This is a genomic window from Paracoccus pacificus (assembly GCF_042680785.1).
GTDB classification, from domain to species: domain Bacteria; phylum Pseudomonadota; class Alphaproteobacteria; order Rhodobacterales; family Rhodobacteraceae; genus Paracoccus; species Paracoccus pacificus.
In genome coordinates this window covers 142,837-162,935 of record NZ_JBHUEN010000020.1, presented here as the reverse complement: position 1 = coordinate 162,935, position 20,099 = coordinate 142,837, and the positions used below count along the sequence as shown (strand labels likewise).

The following is a 20,099-nucleotide window of genomic DNA, read 5'->3' as shown; positions in this document are numbered from 1 at the left end:
ATCACCCTCCGTCCAATTTGCAGGCCGTTTCCGGCCGGTCCGTGCCCAGCGTATCAAGTTGCGACACCTGATGCAGATAGCCTTCCTGCGGACTGACCGAGACCACGATATTGTCGGTGGCCAGCAGGATGGGCTGACGAAGCTGGTGATCCCAGTCGCGAATGGTCATCTTTTCGCCCTTGAACCCGGCGACCGCGAAATCGGGGCTTAGAATAAACTGCTTGAGCTGTGTCGGATCGGTCGAGCCGGTCCGCGTCGCCGCCTCGCCCAGCATCCGCAGTGCCAGCCATGTCGAATAATCCTCGTCCCGCATCGGCCGGCGGGTCAATTTCTCGAAGCGGTTTTGAAATTGCGTCGCGCCCCAGCTTTCCAGCGCCGGCGACCAAAGCCGCGCCCGCAGGCCGGCCGAGCCCGCAACCGGCCGTGCCGCCCATGTCTGGAAGGGCAGATAGCCGGCAAAGACCTGATTTTCGTCGGCGGCGATCAGCACGTCGTAATCCTCGCCGAACTGGGTATCGACCGGGATCTGCCGCTGAACCAGAACATGGCCGGTATCGCTGCGGCGCGATCCTCCGGTATCGGCAAACTCCTTTTCGGCCACGATCTTGGCGTTGAACTTTTTGGCCGACGCCTGATAGGCCGCCTTCAGCGCCTGATCCGAGGGGTGGCTGCCCGACATCAGCACCCAGCGACCCCATTTCTTCCACATCAGAAACTGTGTCAGCGCGTCGGTAAGCATCGACCGGCTGGGCGTGACATGGATCACATTGGCCCGGCAATCGGCGTTTCGCAGGTTGTCGCCCTGGGCGAGCGCGTTGAAGATCAACGCGTCCGGCGCCGTTTCCCGCGCCCGGTCGGCCAGCGCCAGCGTGGTTTCGTCATCGGCAAGCACGGTGACGAATTTCGTGCCCGCGCCAAGAATGCCGTCCAACGCCTTCACCGCATTCTCGGGCGATGCGGCGACCGTGTCGGTGACGAATTCCTGACCCATGAAACGGCCGGTGGTCGCGTTATCCTCGGTCGCGAGCACGGCGCCCGCGAAACCCAGATCGGGCGGCGTAGCGTCCAGCCGCGACACCGGGCGCAACGCCTGCCGGTCGATGCGCAGAACCGCCGCGCGCAGTTGGGTCACTTCGGTGGTCGGCGCCTGCTGCGCAGCCAGTGGCAGCGCAACCAGCAGGACCGCAACCAGCAGAACCGCGGCCGCGGCACTCGCTATCAGCTTCATCGCATCCTCTCCCACCGCAAGACTGGTCGGATCGTCGGGGCGGATCAAGGGGGGTGGCCGATGATACGACCTTTGTCGCATTACCGGAGGTTCCGCCGTGGTTTTGGGGGATGTATTCCCGGGCTGTCCACAGCCGGGTTCCGGTGGTCGGAAGATCGAAGGGGCGCGGCGATATCCTTCCTCAACCGGAACGCCACGCGAAACAATCCGGCGACCGCAAGGCGTCGCCGGGCCGCGGGCTTGTCTGTGGCGGTCCGGCCCCGGGTTCCGCATCGGCAGATCAAGGGGGCTGCGACGATGCCAATCCACAACCGGACGTCCCGGTGAGAAAGCGGGAGCGACCCGACGCCGCCCCCGGCCGGCGGGCTTGGCGTTGGCGTTCCGGCGCCGGGTTTACTTGGCCGGCTGGTCCTCTGGCGGAGTGGTAGGCTCCAGCTTGCCGCCGGATTCCTGCCAGCCCTCGATCCCGTCGGGGAACCAGCGGATACCCGTATAGCCCCAGGCGACAGCGCGTTTCGCGGCGTTCCAGCTTAGCCAGCAGTCGCGGCGGCAGAAAATCACCATCGGCGCCGCCATGTCCCCCTTGCTTATCTGTGCGAGGCCGTCGCGCAGCCGGGCTTCCTCGACCGGGTTCAGCGCCTCGTAGCCGGTGTCATGCAGCCACGTCGCGCCGGGGATGGTCAGATAAGGTTCCTCGCGGAAAATCGTGCCCTCGGGCAGGTTTGCGGGGCGTCCCTTGCGCGGATAGACGTCGATGAAGGGGACGCCTGCGTCGTGGAGCGTCCGGGCCTCGGCCGCATTGATGACGGTCGCGCCGGCAAGCGTCGCGGGCGTGGCTTCGCGATAGGGCGGCGCGCGGAACCCGTCCGGTTCCGGTACTGCCGCGGCGGGTGACGTTTCCGCGGCGGCAGCCGGTTCCGTTGCGGTCGGCGCTTCAGCCGCAGCCGCATCGGTCGGACCCGGCGCCGGGGCGGTTTCGCCCGCAGCAGCCGGAGGCGCAGCGGTCGACGCGCCCGGGGCGGCTTTCATCGCCTTGCCGTAATCATCGACAAGCGGCACGCCGGCCTCGGTCAGGATGGCGTCGATCTCGGCCTGATTGCGGCGGATGAGGCTGTTAAGCTCGCGCTTCCATTCCTGTTCACCCGGCCGCACGCCCATGGTGATGCGGAAGAAAAGATGCGGGCTGCCCTGTTCCTGCAAAAGCGGGGTGAATTGCAGGTCGGAATCATCCTTGATCAGCGGCCCCGCGATCGGACCCCAAAGCACCGCCGCGTCCAGCTTGCCGTCACGGACCTGGGCCAGCATGTCGCCCGCCGGATCCTCGACCCGGCGATCGACGAACAGGTCCCAGCCGCGCATATCCTTGGCAAGCCCGGCCCGCGCCATATGCGTGGCCGGCGGTGTCCCGGCCACGACGCCCAGATTGCGGCCGCGCAGCGCGGGGTCGGTCAGCCGGTCGACGCGGGCAAGATCGCCGTCGCGGCGGGTCACGATTCCATAGACCGAGGTGTAATAGTGGTTGGTGTTCTGCACCAGCTCATCACCCTGCGCATAGCCGATCACCACGTCGCAATTCCCGTCCCGCAGGGTTTTGCGGATAAATCCCATGCCCTGCGGAAACCAGAAATATTCGACCGGAAGCCCGAGTTTCTGGCCAAAGAGCTCGGCCAGCTTGTTTTCGAACCCGGTTCCGTCCTTGGACGACATCGGCACCGCCGCCGGATCCGCGCAGACCCGAAGCGCGGTCTTGGAGTGCAGATCGGCGACCTGCGCGGCGCCGGTCTGCGCGACCAGCGCCGTCAGTGCGGCAAGCGTGGCGCCGGCAAGGCGCGGATGCCACGAGCGAGAGCGGCGGCCGGTCATCAGCCGTTCATGCAGGAATCTTCCTGCGCGGCGAATTCCGGGGATTTATCGGCCTTCTTCGCCGGACGCCCGCGGGCAAGCGAATCGGTGCCGCGCACCAGCAGATAGACATAGATGTCGTCGATATAGCACCAGACGTTCTTGTTGGTGCCAAAGGCCGGCATCACCTGATTGGCCGTTCCGGTCCCGGTATTCTGCTTGCCCGAGGCGACGATTTCCTGGAACTGATAGTAATCCATGTTCATGACCGAATTCTTCAGCGCCGGCGCATAGGTCGAACCTTCGCCGTCCGGCCCGTGGCAGACATGGCATTCAGCCGAGTACCGCCGATAGCCCGAGAAAACCGCGTAATCGACGACGCCATCCTCGATCTTGAAGGTCGGGATGCCATCGGCGTTATACCAGCGGCCGTTTTCCATATAGGAGGCGGTGATGTCCATGCCATTCGGCAGAATGGTCCCACCGGCGGCAACCCCGGTCGGCGGCTTGTCGGCTTCGGTCGGCGGCGGCACGTTATCGGCGCTGCCGGGTGTCGCCGGTGTGGCGGGGGTGGCTGGGGCGGCCGCATCGCCAGAGGTCGCGGCAGCGGCACCCGCACCGGCCTGCGCGGCATCCGCCGGGGGCGTCGTCGGGGCCGCATTTCCGGACGTTGCCGCGGCGGCACCTGCGCCGGCCTGCGATGGCGCCGCCGGGGCGGGGGCGGCAGGGACTGGGGCGGCAGGGGCGGTCGCTTCACCGGAGGTCGCGGCGGCGGCACCTGCACCGGCTTTTGCGGCATCCGCCGGAGCTGCTTCCGGGGCTGCACTTCCGGACGTCGCCGCTGCGGCACCTGCGCCAGACTGTGACGGCGCCGCGGGAGCCGGGGCGGGGGCCGGAGCCGGGGCGGGCGCTGGGGCAGGAACCGGGACCGGGGGCGGGGCGGGCGCGTCCTGCGCCATAAGCGGCCCGGCGGACAGGCAAAGCAGGGTGCAGATAATCGACTTGGTTTTGTGCGGCATCATTAAATCTCCCGAGAAAAAAAGCCGCCCCGACCTGTCTGGCCGGGACGGCTTGGTGATCATCCGAGTCCGGTTACGATCACGCAGGTCGACACTGGTTCAATTCGCCGGAGCCGGAGCGGGGGCCGGAGCCGGGGCGGGGGCCGGAGCCGGAGCGGCGGCAGGCGCATCGGTCGCCGCAGGCGCCTCGGCGGCAGCCGGCGTTACCGCGGCATCGGCTGCGCCGGTGGTGGCGCCGTCACCCGGCAACTCAAACACCGTCAACTGGCCGCCAAGCTCGGTATACTGGCTCAGCGCCGCATAGCCGCCGACCGCGCCCAGACCTTCGTTCGGGTTGGTCAGGCCGGCCGCAAGACCGATACCCGCCCAGCCGCCGACCCCGGACAGAACCGCGATATACTGCTTGCCGCCGGATTCGTAGGTGGTCACGTTGCCGATGATGCCCGAGGGCGTCTTGAACTTGTAAAGCTCTTTGCCCGTCTCGGCGTCAACTGCCTTCAGATAGCCTTCAAGCGTGCCGTAGAACACGACGCCGCCCTTGGTCGCCAGGGCACCCGACCAGACCGAGAACTGCTCGGGCAGGGACCACTTGATTTCGCCCTTGATGTTGTCCCAGGCGATGAAGTTGCCCATGCCGCCATGGCTGTTCGGCGCCGGGTACATCGACAGCGTGGCCCCGACATAGGGCTGGCCGGCGGTATAGGCGACGCGGAACGGTTCATAATCCATGCAGACGTGGTTGGTCGGCACATAGAAGGTTTGCGTATCCGGCGAATAGGCCGCCGGCTGCTGGTCCTTCGTCCCCAGCGCGGACGGGCAGACGCCGGTCGTGTTGGTGTCTTCGCCGTTCTGCTGGGTCGAATACTGCGCGACCACCTGCGGCCGGCCGTATTGATCGCTGGCCGGATCCATGACGACTTCCGTGGCCCAGTTCACCACCGGGTCGTATTTCTTCGCCACCAGCAACTCGCCGCTCTCGCGGTCCATCGTGTAGCCGAAGCCGTTGCGGTCGAAATGGGTCAGCAGCTTGCGCGGCTTCCCTTCGAACTCCTGATCGGTCAGGATCATCTCGTTGACGCCATCATAGTCCCATTCGTCATGGGGCGTCATCTGATAGAACCACTTCGCCATGCCGGTATCGACATCGCGCGCCATGATCGTCATCGACCATTTGTTGTCGCCCGGCCGCTGCGACGGGTTCCATGTCGAGGGGTTGCCGGTGCCGTAATAGACCAGGTTAAGTTCCGGGTCATAGGAATACCAGCCCCAGGTGGTGCCGCCGCCGATCTTCCACTGATCGCCTTCCCAGCTGTTCAGCGAGCTGTCCTTGCCGATCGGCTTGCCGAGCACGGTGGTCTTTTCGGGGTCGACCAGCATTTCCTCGTCCGGGCCGGTCGAATAGGCCCGCCAGATTTCCTTGCCATCGGCGAGGCTATAGGCCGTCACCCGGCCGCGGACGCCGTATTCACCGCCCGAAACGCCGACAAGCACCTTGTCCTTCACCGGCAGGACCGTCGCGGTATTCGTCTCGCCGATCGAGGGATCGCCGGTCTTGACCGACCATTTGACTTCGCCGGTCTTGGCATCAAGCGCGGTCAGCGTGGTGTCGGCCTGATGGGTCAGGATCATGCCGTCGGCATAGGCCAGACCACGATAAACCGTGTCGCAGCACATGACCGCGATCACGTTCGGATCCTGCTGCGGCTCGTATTTCCACAGGATCTTGCCGTCGTTCTTGAGGTCAAGCGCCATGATGTTGTTGGGGAACGGCGTATGGATATACATCACGTCGTCGATGACCAGCGGGCCGCCTTCATGGCCACGCAGCACCCCGGTCGAGAAGGTCCATGCGACGCGCAGGTCGCCGACGTTGTCCTTGTTGATCTGGTCCAGCGCGGAATAGCGGGTATTGGCATAGTCGCCGGTCTGGATACCCCATTGCTTGCTGTCACCGATGATGGCGGTGACCGAATCGTTGGCATATGCGGCGGCTGTGCTGGCCAGCAGCACAGATGCCGTTATCGCTGCGATTTTCATGTAATAGCCCTCCCAAGCTTTCTGCCGCGCAATCGTCTCCCACCAATCATGCGGCGCCCAGCATCAGGCTAGGGCAAATGCCTCGCGGGTCAATGCGGCCTGCGGCGGCCTACGCGGAAAGTATGGTACCCGCAAAATGTCGCATTTGTCCGTGCAAACCCGCGCCGCCACGTGATTTGCCGAGCCTTAGCGTTGTTGAGGCGGTGGCCGGAGCGGTCATGTTCAGCAGGGACGCGGGTCGGTCTGGCGCCGATGAAAAGACCGCGCCGTCGCGGCGAGAACGTGTACGACCTTTGTGGGGGGGCATTGCGGTACCCGGCACGGTGACGCTAAGCTTGGGTGCCGCGCCCACCCATGCCGGACGCAGGCACTATGCCGTTCCGGTCCATTGATGTTCGTGATTGGGGGGGCCGGAAAACCGTCCCTAAGCCGTTTCCGGCGCCGGCTCCGGCCGGTCGCGCAACAGAAACACCATCAGCCCGGCACCGGCGGCAAGTGCGGCCGAAATCAGCCAGACCCAATCATATCGCGTGGTCAGATCGAATATATAGCCGCCGGACCATGCACCGGCGGCGGCGCCGAGCGCGTGACCGGCCGAGATCAGCCCCATCGCCAGCCCCATCACCCGCAGGCCGATATGGCTGGCGACCAGGCTTGCTGTCACCGGAACCGTCGCATAATCCACCGCGCCGAACGCGACCGCGAAGATCACCAGCATTTCGTAACTGGTCCCGATGTTCATCAGGATCAGAAATGTCGCGCCGCGCAGCAGATAGATCAAGCCGAGCAGGACGACCCGGTTCATGCGGTCGGTCAGCCATCCGGCCCCGATCATCCCCAGCATGTTGACGGCCGACAGGACCCCGTAAGCGGCGGCACTTGGCACCGGGCCGAAACCGCAGAAGGCGGCATAGGGCATCAGATGGGTTTCGATCACCCCGGCGGTGGTATAGCCGCACAGCAGGAAGCTCCAGAACAGGACGTGGAATGCCGGTTTCCGGATGATCGTGCCCAGATCGGCCTTCAGCGTCGAAGGGGCTGCGGGCGCTGCGGTTTCTGCCTCGCCGCCATCCTTTGCCGCCAGTGTCAACCACAGAACCGGGATCAGGATCAGGCAGGCGATGCCGATCGCAAAGAAACTCCAGCGCCAGCTGAACGTCGCCAGAACCGCGGCGACCAGCGGCACGATAAGGAATTGACCGCCGGTCGAGCCGGACGTGGCGATGCCGGTGGCAAGCCCGCGATTCGCCTCGAACAGCCTTGCGACCGCAGTCGACACGACATGCGCCGCCACCATCCCGAAGCCGATCGCCGCGACGATGCTGAAGCCGAAAATGAACACATAGGCGTTGCTGGTGCCGGCGACGATCAAGCAGCCGACGCCGACGAACGCCAGCCCAAGCGCGAGCGTCTCGCGCACACCGTGCCGGTCGATCAGGCGCCCGGCAAAGGGTGCAACCGCCGCCATGACCAGAAGCGCCATCGCGGCCGCGCCGGAAATGAAGCTGCGCGACCAGCCGAGTTCCTGCGACCAGATCGGCATGACCAGACCAAGCGTGGCGCGGGCCGAAAAGGCAAGCGCCAAGGCCAGAAATCCGAAGCCGACGACCGCCCATTGCAGGATTGCTGATGGTGAATGCTTCATGCTCATGAATCGCCCGCTGATCTTTTGCGAAAAATCCGCCTTTTGCGAAAAATCCCCGCGCGCCGGGGATTCGGCAAACGATGGTTTTGCGGCTGATGTTTAGCTGTGCTAAACACGGGGGCATGGCCATTCCTTTGACCCTGCTGGAAACTTTCGTTGCCGTCGCCCGCGCCGGCCGCATGCGCGAGGCCGCCGACATCATGTCGCTGACCCCCGGCGCGATCAGCCAGCGCGTGCGCGAGCTGGAGGAACTGGCCGGGCATCGCCTGTTCAACCGGACCCAGACCGGCGTGACGTTAAATGCGGCGGGCCAGTCGCTGTTCGCGGCGCTGGACGAGCCGTTTCAGCGGATAAACGACGCAAGACGCGGGTTGGAGCGGCCGGCCGCGCACCGCGTCAGGGTCAGCACGATGGCGTCCTTCGCCTCGAACTGGCTGGTGCCGCGGCTGTCGCGCTTTTCAGACAGCCATCCCGGGATCGACGTCGAATTGGAAACCGACGGCCGGCTGGTCGATTTGCGGCGTGAGCCGGTGGATCTGGCCATTCGGCACGGGCTTGGGGATTACCCGGGCCTGATCTCGGACCCGCTAGTCGCGCCGGAACTGATCGTCGTGGCCAGCCCTTCCTTGCTGAAGGCGCGCGCGCCGATCCGGCGCCCGGCCGATTGTCTGGGCTTTCCCCTGCTGCATGATACCGAGCGGGCCGACTGGCGGCTATGGTTTCAGGCCCATGGGGTGCAGGTTCCCGACCGTATTGAGGGGCTGTCTTTCTCTGAGGATCATCTGATGGTGAAGGCGGCTGTTGCCGGTCAGGGATTGGCGCTTGTGCGCGACACTTATGCGGATGACGATCTGCGGGCCGGGCGGCTGGTGCGGGCGATTTCCGTCCGCTGGCCGACAAGATTTGCCTATTACGTCGTGCGAACCGCCGAGGCGTCGCAACGGCCGGCGGTGGCGCGTTTTCAGGAATGGCTGCTCAAGGAAGCCGGTGGCGTGACGGGCGGTTCCTGAAACGCCGGTCGCGCCACGGTTGCGCTTTTCGATCCTGTCAATCGACCCGTCTGTCCGTAACCGCGCGGCCATGTTGCAGGTTCAGGGTTTCGCCCGGGTCAGGCAGCTTGGACGGCTTTCCACCCAAGCAGCGCGCCGATCAGCACCAGCCCGGCGGCAAGCGCGCCGACCGCGACAAACCCCCGATCCGCAAAGATCGGCCCCATGAGCATCGGCCCCGCGAATACCGCCGAATAGGTGACGGCGGTGTTCAGGCCCATCACCGCGCCCCGGACCTGCGCCGCGCGCTGGTTAAGCGAGACGACCAGCGCGTTCAGCCCAAGCTGGTTGAAGATACCCCAAACCACCGCGCCGATGAACGCCGACGCGGGTGTTTTCAGGGCGAAACGCCAGCTTAGATAACTTGCAGCGATGCCCAGCAGCACCGTTGTCAGATAGCGGCGGGTGATCGACGGGGCCGCCATGGCAAGGCCGATCCCGGCCAATCCGAACCCCAGCCCATAGGCCGACAGCAATATCCCGGTTCCGCGCGCGGTCAGCGCGAATGTCTGTCGGACGCCTTCGCCAAAAAAGGCGAAGCTGCCGTAGAAGGCGGTCATATAGACGAAGATCACCAAAAGCAGCCGCGCCACGCCCGGAAGCCGCAAGGCCCGCGACAGGGACGTTCGCGCCCGGTTTTCGCCGGCAATGCCGCGCAGGCCGACCGCCATCCCGAATGCGGTAAGCAGCGATAAACCGGACAGCGCGGCATAGACCATGCGCCAGCCAAAGCCTTCGGCGATGAAGGCGGCCAAAGGCACCATCAGCACCAGCGAAAGCGCCCAGCCGGTCAGGACCGCGCCAAGGCGCGCGGCTTCGCGCCCCTGCGTCGCGCTTGCCGCCGCGGTCGCATAGACGCCGGGCAGCAGGAGACCCGTCGCCATCCCGGCAAGCCCCTGCGACACGCACAGCCAGACCCAGTTCGGGCTCGCGCCGCTTGACGCCTGCGCCAGCGCCAGCACCAGCGCGGCGCCGCCCAGCAGGTTTCCGGCGGGCAGGCTGTCGATCATCCGGGCCAGCGTCAGCCCCGACACCGCCGTCGCCGCGCCGAAAACCGAAATCGCCCAGGCGATGCGGGACGGTTCGGTCCCCAACCCTTGCGCCACGTCCGAAAGGATCGGGCTCAGCACGAAGGCGTTCGACCCCACAAGCATAACGCCGGCCAGAAGGGCGAGGGTTTGCGCTGTCCGAATGAAATTCCGGCATTTTGGTATTTTCTGGTATGACATATGGCAATCAGGCGCAGATCGATACGTGACCGCAAATGAAAACCGGCAAGCCAGACGAAAAAACGAATGCTGTTCGGCCGCGCGCCCGGCATGGTTTGGGTCTCGACCGCACCGACCGAATGATCCTCAGGCTGCTCGCCGAGCGGGCCGACCGACCTTATGCCGAGCTTGCGGCACTGGTGCATCTTTCCCCGCCGGCGGTTCATGAGCGGGTGAAACGCCTGCGCCGCGAGGGGTTCATTCAGGGTATCGTCGCGCGGCTTGACGGCGACAGGATCGGCTGTCCGCTGCTTGCTTTCGTCCATGTCACGACGGAAGGCTGGGGCATGACGGAGTCCATCCTCGCCCTGCGGAATCTGGCTGATGTCGAGGAAATCCACACCGCCGCGGGCGACACCAGCCTGATCCTGAAAACCCGCTGCTCCGGCCCGGCGGGGCTGGAGCGGCTGCTGACCCGCATTCAGGCGGTCAAGGGCGTGCGCGCAACGCATAGCTATGTGGTTCTGGGCACCTATCTGGAACGCGGACCGATGCCTGAAATCCCGGACGCGGGCACCGACGCATAACGGCCGAGGCTGGCGGCGCATGCCCCGTGCAACCGGCCAGAGGGTCTGCGCCGTGCGCTGCGTGCTTTCCAAACCCCGCGCCGGGTTTCTTCTGGCGCGGGGGAACGTCATCGGCGGCGGTGATGCCGCAACAGCCTCGTCGACGATCCGACAAGGCTGCCGGGCCTGCTCGGGGGCCGGTATTACGCCCCGGCGGCTTTCCGGGCGGCCGCTTTGCTGGGCGCAAGCATCCGCGTGACGGCGGCGACGTTTTCCGGCTCGGCCCGGTCCGGGGTGCCGCCGACAAAGGGCGGCTCGGGGGCGTATTCCAGCGTCAGCATGGTTTTCTTGGCCCAGTCATCGCCGCGCAGAATTGCGGCGATGGTCAGACCGAAATCCAGGCCCGCCGTCACGCCGCCGCCGGTGATGATATTGCCGTCCTGAACCACACGGCCGTCGGTCGGGATCGCCCCGAACAACGGCAGCAGATCCGTGACGTTCCAGTGCGAGGTCGCCTTTTTGCCCTGCAAAAGCCCGGCCGCGCCCAGTATCAGCGAGCCGGTGCAGACCGAGGTGACGAAACGCGCATGCGGCGCCTTGTCACGCAGAAACCCCAGCACCGCGTCGTCCTGAAGCATCGCCGTGGTGCCACGCAACCCACCCGGAACGAACAGCACATCGGCCTGATCCGGGCAATCGTCCAGCGTATGGGTGGGGGGGACGGGCAGATCCACATCGGTCGATACCGGCTCGCGCGTTTTCCAGACCAATCGCGGCGTCGCCATGGTCAGGCGAAACACCATCAGCGGCCCCAGCAGGTCCTGAAACACCATGCCGGGATAGATCAGCATGGTGTAGTTCAGCGGCGGCAGTCGGGATTTTCGCTTGGGTTGCTGCGGCGATGTCTGCTGGGAGTTCTGCGGCGATTGCTGCGCCTCGGCCTGGGCGGAAAAGGTGGCCAGCAGGGCGGCCATGGCGGCGGTAGTGTTGAAATCTCGACGGTTCATGTTCTGCATTCCTGTGTTGAATTCAAAATCGGATTGAACGGAAAGACGCCCCCGTCGGGACGGGGGCGGCCGATCAGAAGCGCATCGAGGCCGACAGCAGCAGCGTGCGCGGCGCGCCGCGGGTCAGCCCGTTGACCATCATCCCCGCCGAGGCCGAGGCCCAATAATCGCGGTCGAGCACGTTCTCGACCGCCGCGCGCAGCACTACCGGCTCCTGCCCGGGGCGGTCGACCGTATAGGAGGCGCCCAGATCCAGCCGGGTCCAGGACGGCAGGCGCTGGGTGTTGTCCAGATCGGCGAACTGGCTGCCGGTATGAATCGCCCGACCCGAAAGGGTCAGCCCCGGAACCGCGGGCAGGTCGTATTCCGCCCCCAGAACCGCCTGCCATTCCGGCACGCCGACCGGGGTGCGGCCATCCAGCGCCCCGCCCGCCGTCCGGGTCAGCTCGGCATCGAGCCAGGTGACACCGCCCAGGATGCGCAGCCCTTCGCGCGACTCGCCATGCCATGACAGCTCGATCCCGCGATGGCGCTGTTCGCCGTTCACCGCGAAGATGTTGGTCTGCGGATCGGTGATGCCGCTGGCCTGCCGGATATCGAACAGCGCCAGCGCGCCGCCCCAATCGCCATTGTCGAACTTCAGCCCGAATTCGGTCTGTTTCGACACCGTGGGCGCGAACGCCTCGCCCGCATTGGCGGCGGTCATCGGCGCGGTCGGACCCTGCTGCAAGGCCTCGGCATAATTCGCATAGGCCGAAAGCGAGGGGTTGATGCGCCAGACAAGGCCGACCGCCGGGGTGACCCGGGATTCGGTGTAATCGCCGCGCTTTTCGCCGGTTATCGCGTCATAGGTGCGGGTGCTGAACCGCTGCTGGCGCGCCGCCAGCGTCAGAAGCAGGCTGTCATCGGCAAAGCTCATCGTGTCGGCGATGGTGAGGCCGGCAAAGCGGTGCCGCGCCGAGACGCGCAGATCGTCCAGATCCGGCACCAGATCCGGGCTCGGCGCCGGGAAATCGACCGGATCGTAGATATTCGACGTGCCCCCGGTGCCCAGCATCGCCGGCCGGGCCGAGGTCATGTTCGCCCACCAGTAGGAGGCCGCGAAAACCATATCGTGCCGCACCGCGCCGGTCTGGAACCGGCCGCGCAAACCGACCTCGCCGACGCGGTGCTGACCGCCCGAGGGGAAGCTGAGCCCGGTCACCGTATAGCTGCCATCGGCGCGCAGGTCGCCGGCCGAGCCATAGAGGTTCTGGTTCGCGGTATAGCCTGCCCCCAGCTTGGCATAGGCGGTCCAACTGTCCGTCAGGTCATATTCGGCCTGCGCCAGCGCGAACGCATCCTTGGTCCGCGACTTTGCCCATGGCTGGGCCAGCCGTAGGTCGTTGTCGGGGGCGTCGGGCACCGGAACCCCGGGGGCGAGGCCGATCGCCTCGTCTTGTTTGCGCACGCGGCTGTTCTGATAGCCGAAATCGCCCGACAGCCGGAAGCGGTCGCCCCGATAGTCAAGACCCACGACCACCGCGCCCAGCCGTTCGGCATTGCCGTCGGGCGTGCGCGCGCCATCGCGATAGATCAGGTTGGCGCGCACGCCATATTCCTGATTGGCGCCGAACCTGCGGACCAGATCGGCATGGACGGTGCCCTGCGCCTTTGAGCCGTAAGACAGGCTCACAGCGGTCAGCGGCGCATCCCCGGCGCGCTTCGGGACCAGATTGACGCTGCCACCGACGGCGCCGCCCAGCACCGGCCCGTTGATCAGCGTGTCGGGGCCCTTGAACAGCTCGACGCGCTCGAAAAGCTGCGGGGCGGTGCGCTGTTTCGGCGCCAGACCCGGCAATCCGGCCATCAGGGTATTAAAGCTGAAATAGCCGAAACCCCGGATCCGATAGGCGTCGCGATAGCTGCCCTGGGGCGCGATCAGCGCGTTCGAGGCGTCGTTGACCAGCACGTCGCCAAGGTTGCGCGCCTGCGTCCGCGTGGCCAGTTCCGCGGTAAAGCCGGTACTGCTGAACGGCGTGGACAGCGCGTCCCGGTTGCCCAGAACGCCCAGCCCGGTGCCGGTCGCGACCTGTCCGCCCGTCGCCGCGGGGGGAAGCGCCCAGGCCTCGGACGGGCCGGGCAGGGCTGTCGTGCGCAGGACGATTTCGTCCAGCACCACGTTTTCCACGGGTTCGTCAGCCGCCGCCGAAAATGCGGATGCGGCAATGGCGGCGCAAGCCGTAAGGCCGCCGAGATAAGGATTGACCATAGATTTCCGGTCCTTGTGTCAGAAGATGCTCTGCCCGGCCCGCGCGGGATGTCGCGGGACGATCAGAAAAGGCGCGGACGGCCGAGCGGCGGGAAAGCCGCATCGGTCACCGCGATTGACAGTGGGATCAGACCGGAAGCGGCGGCCCCCGCGCCGAGGGGGCAAGAACACTGTCCCGCCGCGCATGAAGCGGCGGCAGCGGCGCATATTCCGCCGCGAACATCTGCATCGAGGCCTGAACCTCGTGGCCCGGCGCGGAATCGAGCCCGGGCTGCGCGTGAATCGTCCAGTCGCAGAAGGAATCGTCGCTATGCTGGCCGAACCGGTCGTCATCGGCGGGGATCAGCTTGCCGTCCGGCGCAAGGATCATTTCGACCACGCTGTCGCCGGCGCACAGCACGATACGCATCCCGCCGGAGGCCGATTTTTCCAGCATCGTGCCCTGACTGACGGTCGCGAACAGGATGAACGGCAGAATCAGGACCCAGCATAGCGCGCGCATGCGGAAATCCCTCAGCACGGGCATTTCCTTGGGACTTTGCCCGGAACGGCGATTAGGTCGGTCATGGTTCCGTCGGTCGGCGGGGTCGTGGCCTGCGCCACGGTCGCATCACGGATACGCGATCGGGGCGGAAGGCGAAAGCGACCAAATGTCGCGGGAAGGGCGATCCGGCTCACCCCCCTGACGAAACGCGCGGTCGTCGGCGGCAAATGCCGATCGGGTCGGGGACGGCGTTCGGTCGTTCCGGTCGACGGCAATTGAGAAACCGGCCACGTGCTTCGCCCCGGGCGCACCGCCGATCACGCGCCCCGCGGGGGCAGGGGGCCCGTCGCAACGAATCGGAACGATGACCCTCGCGCGGCATGTAGACCCTTTGCTGTCACCTTTGGCGCGGGCGGCATGTCGATAAAGCGCCGGATGCCGCATATGGCCGAATTTATCCGGCCGGATGTTCACGGTCCCACGCCGCGCTGGCATTCGTCAGCGCGCCGATATCGGCCGCGCAGATGAAGCTGCGCAGCGCGGTGAACTTATCCTCGGGCCAGCGGTATATCTGCAGCGCGAGCAGCCGGGCGATGGTATCCTCGCTGAAACGCTTGCGCAGGGGGGCGGCCGGATTGCCGCCGACGACGGTATAGGGCGCCACATCCTTGGTGACGATCGCGCCCGATGCGATCACCGCACCTTCGCCGATCGTGACGCCCGGCATGATCATCGCGCGCATCCCGATCCACGCGCCATCGTGGATATGCGTATCGCCCTTGCCGACATAGGCGTCGGTAATAACCTCGGCGAAGGGATAAAGGCTGAACCAGTCCATCCGATGGGTGTGGTTGCCGCCCATCAGAATGACCGCTTCCGCGCCGATGCAGACGTAATCGCCGATATGAAGCTGATCGACCGGCCATTGCGACACCCACGTATTGCGGCTGTAGTCGTCACCATAGAGATAGCGCACGACGCTTTGCTCGAAACTGCCGGTCCAGGCGCTGCTGTAATAGCTGTGGGTGCCGCGCAGATGGATATTCGGATTGGAGACGGTCTCGTGCAGATATTCGACCTGCGACCAGTGCTTGATCATCGTCGTTTTCCCCAACCGGCTTCCAAGGCGTTTTCGCCGCGCTGATTCGCGTGCGCCGCAAGTTGGCGCCTGATCACCGGAGGAACAAGTCGTTCGATTTTCGCCGGACGTCCGCAGCCCTATCGACATCCGTCGAGAGGACCGGGCGCGCGGCGCGGGGCCGGCCGGATGCCCTCAGCCGGGCAGTTTCGCGACCGCGATCATCTCGACCCGCATTCCCGGTCGGGCAAGCGCCACGCCGCAGGTTGCGCGGGCCGGGGGTGTTTTGGGATCGACCCATTTGTCCCAGACCGCATTCATGCCCGGAAAATCCGCCATGTCGCTGAGCCATACCTGAACCGAGGCGACGTCGGCCCTGGTTCCGCCCAACGCGGCCATGACCCGATCGATACCGGCCAGAACCTGTTCGGTCTGCGCCTCGATGCCGGCCGACATATCCTGCGGGATCTGGCCGGCAAGGAACACGATGTCGCCGATGCGGACGGCTTCGCTCATCCGCGGGCCGGGGTTCAGGTGGGTGACGGTCATTCGGCGTTCCTTTTTGTCGCGAAGGGGTTTTCAGTCGTTGTCGGTGGTTCCGGCGCCGGCATCGGCGCGCGAGTTGTCGGACGGGGGGACGGTGGTTTTCATCGCCAGCGCGTTCAGCCGGGCCATGGTTTCGCGCGACGTCTTTGGCCGCGCTTCGGGCGTGGCGGGCAAAGGCGCGGCAGCGCCGTGACCGGGATCGTCCTGCGGCGACACGACCAGAAGCACCGTGGCCCGTGGAAGCAGGGCGAGGCCGGACAGATCGCCCGCAAGGGCTCCACCGGGCCCGATGTGAACGGCGGCACCGCTCCACCCCAGACGGATCCGGCGGTTCAGCCGCCGGGCGATGTCGGCCAGAAACGGCAGGACCAGAAGCGGGCGGCTGACCGGACCGGCTGTCAGCGACCGGGACGGGCAAAGACCCTCGGCGTCGGCGTCGGTGTCGGTGGCGGCGTCGGCGGCAAAATCACACAGTGTCGCCCCCAGGGCGATGGGGCACAGCGGATCGCCATTCGCGGCGCGCCACGCGCCCGGACGCACGACCGGGCAGATCCGCGACCACGGTTTGCCCTGCGTGGCCTCAAGATGCGCAAGCAGGACGGCGGCCGCGTCGAACCCGCGCGCGGCCAGCCACGCGGCGGCGAAGCCCGCCTCGTCGGCCATCCCCCAGCTCATCCCCGCGCCGCGCGCCGCCTTGGCGCAAAGCGCCTCGACCTCGCCACGCGACAGGGTGATGAAATCGGTGCCGGCTGCGGGCATCGGGGTGCCGGACGGGGTCGGATCGCTGGCCTGTGCGATGTCGTGGATCATGGCCGGTCGTCCCCGAATGCGGGGTCCAGCGGATAGGGCGCGTTCTGAAACAGGTTGATGCGCACCCATTTGTCGGATCGCGGGTCAAAGTGACTGGCGCCGAAGAACGCGAGTTTGCAGCGCATCATGTCGATGGGCAGCATGTCCTGTCCGATCAGGTTGTCGCGGATCTCGGCATAGGGGTGGGTCGCGGCGATCTGGGCGCGGCGGACCATCAGGCGATGTTCGGGGTGGCGCAGCAGGAACCGCGCGATCGGGATCTCGTCGCCGACCCCGGCCAGCGCATCGGCGAGTTCCCGGACCATGCGGGCGATGCAGAGCGGCTGTTCAAGCGCGACGCCGGCGTCGCGGCGGCGATCGCCCAGACGCGGCTCGAGCTTTTCCTCGGACACGTACCAGAACCGGGCCTGTGCGTCCGGCGCGGAAAAATCCATCGCCAGCGCCCAGTCATAGCGGTCCCGCAGGATGTCGCGCAGCCGTCCGACCGGCATGCCGCCATCCAGCCGGAAATGCGCGGCCTCATCGGCGCTCATCCGGGCGGAAAGGTCGTCGATCAGCGCGCCGTGAGGTTCCAGCATCAGCGCCAGCAACGCCTCTTGCCCCTCAAGGCCAAGATGCGTCTCGCCCCAGCGCCAAAGCGTGTCCCAGGGCAGGGGCGCGGGTCCGGGAAAATCGACCAGCCGCGCGCCGATCAGGTCAAGGTCGCGACGCAGGTCCCGCAGCCGTTCGGTCTGAACCGGATGGTCCGACCGCCAGTCCGCGGCATTCGCGAGGGCCGCGCCATGGGCCGCATGCAGCGCGGCCGTGGCCATGGGGGTCGCGTGGGTCAGATTGCGGACCCGCGCCAGCGCGGTTTCCCGCGCGGCCATCCAGTTGTTCAGCAGGACCGGATGGCGGACCACAAAGGGCGCCATGCCGAGCCCGGTCGAATTGCCGACGCCCAGACGGCGCTTGATGGCCGGGTCCAACCGCACCGCCGCCGCGCCGCCCCGCGCGGCCGCCAGATGTTCGACCATATCGGTGGTGAACTGCCGGATCAGCCAGACCGAAAGCATCTCGGCCTGAAAAGGTGCTGCGAATTCGGGCCGGTCGGCAATGGCGCGGTGGTCTGCGGCGCCGAATTTCCCCGAACCATAGACGGCGGTGGTGCGCATCAGATAACCCACCGCTTCGACCTCGGCCGGATCGGGCTGCCGCCCCGCCGCAAGACGTTCGACCACATGGGCGAACAGCCTGACCGAGCGGTTGGCGCGGCTGAGCGACAGCTCTCGCGGGGTGATCCGGCCGGCCTCTTGCAGCGGGACGTTACCGGCCAGACGGGTCAGATCGGCGGGCGAGGGATCGCCGTCGAACAGCGCGAAGGTCGCGTCCCAGGCGGTGGCGATGACCCGGTCCGAGCGCATCTCGTCCGGCAGGTCATGGGCGAAGGCGACAAGGCTATAGATGCGCTGCGGCCCGATGGCGCGATAGACGGCGCGGCCGACGCCGTTCGCGTCGATCTGCCACAGCGGCCGGTCAAAGCGCCAGTGCTCGGCCCGCATCCGGCGCAGCATGACCCGCAGAAAGGACAGCCGGGTCGGATGCGCCGAACCCATCCGCGCCAGCCGCATGACGGTCGCGGCCGGTCGCGGTCCGATGCCGCCGGCGGGGGCGGCGGTGTCAAAGCCGGTTTCATCGTCGCTTGCCTGTCGCATGCCTTTCCCCCTTCGGTTCGGAACGGCCGCGGGCGGTGGTATCGACCGCCCGCGACCCGGTTACTTTTGCCGGCCCAGCATCAGCGTGATGCGCAGCGCGTCCCAAAGCGAGGGCAGCAGCACCAGCGAGACCGGCACCGCCGTCACCACGATGAAACTTTGCAGCTTGCCGATTCCGCCCGCACCGGTCGAGATCAGGATAAGCGCCATTACCCCCATCGCCAGCCCCCAGAACGCCCGCAGCGGCGTCGAAGGATTGTCGTCGGACATCGCGGTGGCGATGACAAAGCTCATCGAGTCGCTGGTGGTGGCCACGAAAATCATGGTCAGGATCAGAAACAGCACCGAAAGGATGAAGCCCATCGGCATGGCCTGGGTGATGGCCAGAAGCGCTGCGGGCAGGTTGAAGCCCTCGAACGCGGTCGCGATGACGCCGGGGTTCGCCTGTTCCAGCCCGATGCCGGTGCCGCCGATGATGGTGAACCAGAAATTGGTCAGGATCGGGGCGACGATCGACAGCAGGATGATGATCGAGCGGATCGACCGGCCCCGGCTGACCCGGGCCACGAAGATCGCCATCAGCGGGCCATAGCCAAGAAACCAGCCCCAGAAGAACACCGTCCACCAGCTCAGCCAGCCCGGCGGTCCGAAGATGCCGGCCTCGCCCCGGTACATCGCCATCGAAAAGAAATTCTTCAGGTACAGACCGAAGCTGTCGAAAAAACTGGTAAAGACCAGCGCCGCCGACCCGGCCATAAGCATGAAGGCCAGCAGGACGAAGGCCAGAACGATGTTGGCCTGCGACAGGAACTGAATGCCTTTTTCCAGCCCCGAGATCGCCGAGAGCGTATAGACCGCGGCCAGCGCCATGATGATGACGGCCTGTGTCGCGAAACTGTCGGGGATGCCGAACAGCGCGTTCAGGCCATAGGACATCTGCAAGCCCAGAAAGCCGATCGGCCCCACCGTGCCCGCGACCACCGCGATGATGCACGAGGCATCGGCGATCAGCCCGATCGGGCCATGGATCGCACGGTCGCCGAAGACCGGATAAAGCAGCGTGCGCGGCGCCAGCGGCAGCCCCTTTTCATAGTGATAATACATCAGCATGATCGTGGTCAGCGAACCAAGGATCGCCCAGGCCAGAAAGCCCCAATGCAGATAGGATTGCGCCAGCGCGATCTGGGCCCGGGCACCGGCGTCGGCGCCCTGATCGCCGAACAGGGGCGGGGTCGACAGGTAATGCGCGATGGGTTCGCCCGCCGCCCAGAACACCCCGCCACCGGCCAGCAGCGTGCACATGATCATCGACGCCCATTGGAACCGGTTGAACTCGGGCCGCGCAAGCCCGCCCATCACGGTGCGGCTGCCGGGCAGAAAGCAGATCACCAGACTCATCAGAAAAGTGGCCAGCAGCAGGACCTGCCAATACAGGCCGAAATAGGTGGCGGCAAAGTTGAACCCCCAGTCGACGACGGCGTTCAGCGTGTCGGCGCTGATCAGCGCAAGCGCGCAGAACAGCAGGATAAAGCCGCCGGTTATCGCGAAAAGCGGTTTGTCTACGCGGTCAAGCCAGCCCTCGCGGCGGGCGCCACGCTCTTGGGTCGAATCCGTCATGATCTCCTCCATCCCAGA

15 protein-coding genes and 2 pseudogenes are annotated in these 20,099 nt (G+C 66.1%); 2 read left to right on the top strand and 15 right to left on the bottom strand.

Annotated features, from left to right (window positions below):
- Position 1: 1 nt before the first annotated feature.
- The 6 genes and pseudogenes from ACFSCT_RS07930 to ACFSCT_RS07905 form a co-directional block, all read right to left on the bottom strand.
- Positions 2-1,228 carry an ABC transporter substrate-binding protein gene (locus ACFSCT_RS07930; protein WP_379141655.1) on the bottom strand — a complete coding sequence of 409 codons (1,227 nt, stop codon included), beginning with the start codon at positions 1,226-1,228 and terminating at the stop codon, positions 2-4.
- 393 nt (positions 1,229-1,621) lie between these two features.
- A complete protein-coding gene (locus ACFSCT_RS07925) occupies positions 1,622-2,257 on the bottom strand; it encodes a PQQ-dependent catabolism-associated CXXCW motif protein (protein ID WP_379141729.1) in 636 nt (211 codons plus the stop codon).
- Positions 2,252-3,091 (bottom strand): annotated as a pseudogene (locus ACFSCT_RS07920) (substrate-binding domain-containing protein); the annotation flags it as partial. The pseudogene ACFSCT_RS07920 and the gene ACFSCT_RS07925, both read right to left, overlap by 6 nt.
- A complete protein-coding gene (locus tag ACFSCT_RS07915) occupies positions 3,091-3,603 on the bottom strand; it encodes a c-type cytochrome, methanol metabolism-related (protein ID WP_379141654.1) in 513 nt (170 codons plus the stop codon). The gene ACFSCT_RS07915 and the pseudogene ACFSCT_RS07920, both read right to left, overlap by 1 nt.
- A 729-nt stretch (positions 3,604-4,332) precedes the next feature.
- Positions 4,333-6,126, bottom strand: a pseudogene (locus ACFSCT_RS07910) (methanol/ethanol family PQQ-dependent dehydrogenase); the annotation flags it as partial.
- Positions 6,127-6,550: 424 nt separating this feature from the next.
- Positions 6,551-7,777, bottom strand: coding sequence for an MFS transporter (locus ACFSCT_RS07905; RefSeq protein ID WP_379141653.1), 1,227 nt, complete (start codon positions 7,775-7,777; stop codon positions 6,551-6,553).
- Between the two features lie 116 nt (positions 7,778-7,893).
- Here ACFSCT_RS07905 and ACFSCT_RS07900 point away from each other — a divergent pair, with 116 nt between their 5' ends.
- Positions 7,894-8,781, top strand: coding sequence for a LysR substrate-binding domain-containing protein (locus ACFSCT_RS07900; protein ID WP_379141651.1), 888 nt, complete (start codon positions 7,894-7,896; stop codon positions 8,779-8,781).
- 98 nt (positions 8,782-8,879) lie between these two features.
- Here the strand turns inward: ACFSCT_RS07900 and ACFSCT_RS07895 are convergent, their stop codons facing one another.
- A complete protein-coding gene (locus tag ACFSCT_RS07895; protein ID WP_379141649.1) occupies positions 8,880-10,049 on the bottom strand; it encodes an MFS transporter in 1,170 nt (389 codons plus the stop codon).
- A 95-nt stretch (positions 10,050-10,144) separates the two neighbouring features.
- Here ACFSCT_RS07895 and ACFSCT_RS07890 point away from each other — a divergent pair, with 95 nt between their 5' ends.
- Positions 10,145-10,615 carry an Lrp/AsnC family transcriptional regulator gene (locus tag ACFSCT_RS07890; protein WP_379141727.1) on the top strand — a complete coding sequence of 157 codons (471 nt, stop codon included), beginning with the start codon at positions 10,145-10,147 and terminating at the stop codon, positions 10,613-10,615.
- A 182-nt stretch (positions 10,616-10,797) separates the two neighbouring features.
- Here the strand turns inward: ACFSCT_RS07890 and ACFSCT_RS07885 are convergent, their stop codons facing one another.
- The 8 genes from ACFSCT_RS07885 to ACFSCT_RS07850 all read right to left on the bottom strand — a co-directional run bounded on the left by ACFSCT_RS07885 (position 10,798) and on the right by ACFSCT_RS07850 (position 20,081).
- Entirely contained in the window at positions 10,798-11,601 is an 804-nt protein-coding gene (locus tag ACFSCT_RS07885; RefSeq protein ID WP_379141648.1) for a DJ-1/PfpI family protein, read from the bottom strand.
- 73 nt (positions 11,602-11,674) lie between these two features.
- Positions 11,675-13,852 carry a TonB-dependent receptor gene (locus ACFSCT_RS07880; RefSeq protein WP_379141646.1) on the bottom strand — a complete coding sequence of 726 codons (2,178 nt, stop codon included), beginning with the start codon at positions 13,850-13,852 and terminating at the stop codon, positions 11,675-11,677.
- 127 nt (positions 13,853-13,979) lie between these two features.
- Positions 13,980-14,354, bottom strand: a complete 375-nt coding sequence (locus tag ACFSCT_RS07875; protein WP_379141645.1) for a hypothetical protein — start codon at positions 14,352-14,354, stop codon at positions 13,980-13,982.
- Positions 14,355-14,790: 436 nt separating this feature from the next.
- Positions 14,791-15,435, bottom strand: a complete 645-nt coding sequence (locus ACFSCT_RS07870; protein WP_379141643.1) for a CatB-related O-acetyltransferase — start codon at positions 15,433-15,435, stop codon at positions 14,791-14,793.
- A gap of 174 nt (positions 15,436-15,609) precedes the next feature.
- Positions 15,610-15,963 carry a RidA family protein gene (locus ACFSCT_RS07865; RefSeq protein ID WP_379141641.1) on the bottom strand — a complete coding sequence of 118 codons (354 nt, stop codon included), beginning with the start codon at positions 15,961-15,963 and terminating at the stop codon, positions 15,610-15,612.
- Positions 15,964-15,993: 30 nt separating this feature from the next.
- Positions 15,994-16,770: a DUF3726 domain-containing protein gene (locus ACFSCT_RS07860; RefSeq protein WP_379141639.1), complete on the bottom strand. Its 777-nt coding sequence runs from the start codon at positions 16,768-16,770 to the stop codon at positions 15,994-15,996.
- Positions 16,767-18,464: a hypothetical protein gene (locus tag ACFSCT_RS07855; protein ID WP_379141637.1), complete on the bottom strand. Its 1,698-nt coding sequence runs from the start codon at positions 18,462-18,464 to the stop codon at positions 16,767-16,769. Before ACFSCT_RS07855 ends, ACFSCT_RS07860 begins: the two co-directional genes overlap by 4 nt.
- Positions 18,465-18,524: 60 nt before the next feature.
- On the bottom strand, positions 18,525-20,081 hold the full coding sequence (locus ACFSCT_RS07850) for a BCCT family transporter (protein ID WP_379141635.1): 1,557 nt from the start codon (positions 20,079-20,081) through the stop codon (positions 18,525-18,527).
- Positions 20,082-20,099: the final 18 nt, after the last annotated feature.

Bases quoted from the DNA above. Each gene is read 5' to 3' on its own strand.
- ACFSCT_RS07905 (WP_379141653.1), bottom strand. From the start codon at position 7,777: ATGAGCATGAAGCATTCACCATCAGCAATCCTGCAATGGGCGGTCGTC.
- ACFSCT_RS07930 (WP_379141655.1), bottom strand. From the start codon at position 1,228: ATGAAGCTGATAGCGAGTGCCGCGGCCGCGGTTCTGCTGGTTGCGGTC.
- ACFSCT_RS07850 (WP_379141635.1), bottom strand. From the start codon at position 20,081: ATGACGGATTCGACCCAAGAGCGTGGCGCCCGCCGCGAGGGCTGGCTT.
- ACFSCT_RS07865 (WP_379141641.1), bottom strand. From the start codon at position 15,963: ATGACCGTCACCCACCTGAACCCCGGCCCGCGGATGAGCGAAGCCGTC.
- ACFSCT_RS07895 (WP_379141649.1), bottom strand. From the start codon at position 10,049: ATGTCATACCAGAAAATACCAAAATGCCGGAATTTCATTCGGACAGCG.
- ACFSCT_RS07855 (WP_379141637.1), bottom strand. From the start codon at position 18,464: ATGCGACAGGCAAGCGACGATGAAACCGGCTTTGACACCGCCGCCCCC.
- ACFSCT_RS07875 (WP_379141645.1), bottom strand. From the start codon at position 14,354: ATGCGCGCGCTATGCTGGGTCCTGATTCTGCCGTTCATCCTGTTCGCG.
- ACFSCT_RS07885 (WP_379141648.1), bottom strand. From the start codon at position 11,601: ATGAACCGTCGAGATTTCAACACTACCGCCGCCATGGCCGCCCTGCTG.
- ACFSCT_RS07880 (WP_379141646.1), bottom strand. From the start codon at position 13,852: ATGGTCAATCCTTATCTCGGCGGCCTTACGGCTTGCGCCGCCATTGCC.
- ACFSCT_RS07870 (WP_379141643.1), bottom strand. From the start codon at position 15,435: ATGATCAAGCACTGGTCGCAGGTCGAATATCTGCACGAGACCGTCTCC.
- ACFSCT_RS07925 (WP_379141729.1), bottom strand. From the start codon at position 2,257: ATGAAAGCCGCCCCGGGCGCGTCGACCGCTGCGCCTCCGGCTGCTGCG.
- ACFSCT_RS07860 (WP_379141639.1), bottom strand. From the start codon at position 16,770: ATGATCCACGACATCGCACAGGCCAGCGATCCGACCCCGTCCGGCACC.
- ACFSCT_RS07900 (WP_379141651.1), top strand. From the start codon at position 7,894: ATGGCCATTCCTTTGACCCTGCTGGAAACTTTCGTTGCCGTCGCCCGC.